Origin of the sequence: Bacillus sp. RC242 (assembly GCF_044908245.1) — a bacterium.
GTDB lineage: Bacteria > Bacillota > Bacilli > Bacillales > Bacillaceae_G > Bacillus_A > Bacillus_A mycoides.
In genome coordinates this window covers 1-2290 of record NZ_JBIYCZ010000040.1, presented here as the reverse complement: position 1 = coordinate 2290, position 2290 = coordinate 1, and the positions used below count along the sequence as shown (strand labels likewise).

General features: G+C 52.2%; 1 rRNA gene. It reads left to right on the top strand.

The features are described from left to right. A 23S ribosomal RNA gene (locus ABH957_RS29415) occupies positions 1 to 2276 on the top strand; the annotation flags it as partial. Between the last annotated feature and the right edge of the window lie 14 nt (positions 2277 to 2290).

Genomic DNA, 2290 nt, shown 5'->3' with positions numbered 1-2290 from the left:
AGGTTAAGCTGAAGAGGCGGAGCCGCAGCGAAAGCGAGTCTGAATAGGGCGTTTAGTACGTGGTCGTAGACCCGAAACCAGGTGATCTACCCATGTCCAGGGTGAAGTTCAGGTAACACTGAATGGAGGCCCGAACCCACGCACGTTGAAAAGTGCGGGGATGAGGTGTGGGTAGCGGAGAAATTCCAATCGAACCTGGAGATAGCTGGTTCTCCCCGAAATAGCTTTAGGGCTAGCCTTAAGTGTAAGAGTCTTGGAGGTAGAGCACTGATTGAACTAGGGGTCCTCATCGGATTACCGAATTCAGTCAAACTCCGAATGCCAATGACTTATCCTTAGGAGTCAGACTGCGAGTGATAAGATCCGTAGTCAAGAGGGAAACAGCCCAGATCGCCAGCTAAGGTCCCAAAGTGTGTATTAAGTGGAAAAGGATGTGGAGTTGCTTAGACAACTAGGATGTTGGCTCAGAAGCAGCCACCATTTAAAGAGTGCGTAATAGCTCACTAGTCGAGTGACTCTGCGCCGAAAATGTACCGGGGCTAAATACACCACCGAAGCTGCGAATTGATACCAATGGTATCAGTGGTAGGGGAGCGTTCTAAGTGCAGTGAAGTCAGACCGGAAGGACTGGTGGAGCGCTTAGAAGTGAGAATGCCGGTATGAGTAGCGAAAGACGGGTGAGAATCCCGTCCACCGAATGCCTAAGGTTTCCTGAGGAAGGCTCGTCCGCTCAGGGTTAGTCAGGACCTAAGCCGAGGCCGACAGGCGTAGGCGATGGACAACAGGTTGATATTCCTGTACCACCTCTTTATCGTTTGAGCAATGGAGGGACGCAGAAGGATAGAAGAAGCGTGCGATTGGTTGTGCACGTCCAAGCAGTTAGGCTGATAAGTAGGCAAATCCGCTTATCGTGAAGGCTGAGCTGTGATGGGGAAGCTCCTTATGGAGCGAAGTCTTTGATTCCCCGCTGCCAAGAAAAGCTTCTAGCGAGATAAAAGGTGCCTGTACCGCAAACCGACACAGGTAGGCGAGGAGAGAATCCTAAGGTGTGCGAGAGAACTCTGGTTAAGGAACTCGGCAAAATGACCCCGTAACTTCGGGAGAAGGGGTGCTTTCTTAACGGAAAGCCGCAGTGAATAGGCCCAAGCGACTGTTTAGCAAAAACACAGGTCTCTGCGAAGCCGTAAGGCGAAGTATAGGGGCTGACACCTGCCCGGTGCTGGAAGGTTAAGGAGAGGGGTTAGCGTAAGCGAAGCTCTGAACTGAAGCCCCAGTAAACGGCGGCCGTAACTATAACGGTCCTAAGGTAGCGAAATTCCTTGTCGGGTAAGTTCCGACCCGCACGAAAGGTGTAACGATTTGGGCACTGTCTCAACCAGAGACTCGGTGAAATTATAGTACCTGTGAAGATGCAGGTTACCCGCGACAGGACGGAAAGACCCCGTGGAGCTTTACTGTAGCCTGATATTGAATTTTGGTACAGTTTGTACAGGATAGGCGGGAGCCATTGAAACCGGAGCGCTAGCTTCGGTGGAGGCGCTGGTGGGATACCGCCCTGACTGTATTGAAATTCTAACCTACGGGTCTTATCGACCCGGGAGACAGTGTCAGGTGGGCAGTTTGACTGGGGCGGTCGCCTCCTAAAGTGTAACGGAGGCGCCCAAAGGTTCCCTCAGAATGGTTGGAAATCATTCGTAGAGTGCAAAGGCATAAGGGAGCTTGACTGCGAGACCTACAAGTCGAGCAGGGACGAAAGTCGGGCTTAGTGATCCGGTGGTTCCGCATGGAAGGGCCATCGCTCAACGGATAAAAGCTACCCCGGGGATAACAGGCTTATCTCCCCCAAGAGTCCACATCGACGGGGAGGTTTGGCACCTCGATGTCGGCTCATCGCATCCTGGGGCTGTAGTCGGTCCCAAGGGTTGGGCTGTTCGCCCATTAAAGCGGTACGCGAGCTGGGTTCAGAACGTCGTGAGACAGTTCGGTCCCTATCCGTCGTGGGCGCAGGAAATTTGAGAGGAGCTGTCCTTAGTACGAGAGGACCGGGATGGACGCACCGCTGGTGTACCAGTTGTTCTGCCAAGGGCATAGCTGGGTAGCTATGTGCGGAAGGGATAAGTGCTGAAAGCATCTAAGCATGAAGCCCCCCTCAAGATGAGATTTCCCATAGCGTAAGCTAGTAAGATCCCTGAAAGATGATCAGGTTGATAGGTTCGAGGTGGAAGCATGGTGACATGTGGAGCTGACGAATACTAATAGATCGAGGACTTAACCATATAATATGAAGCAA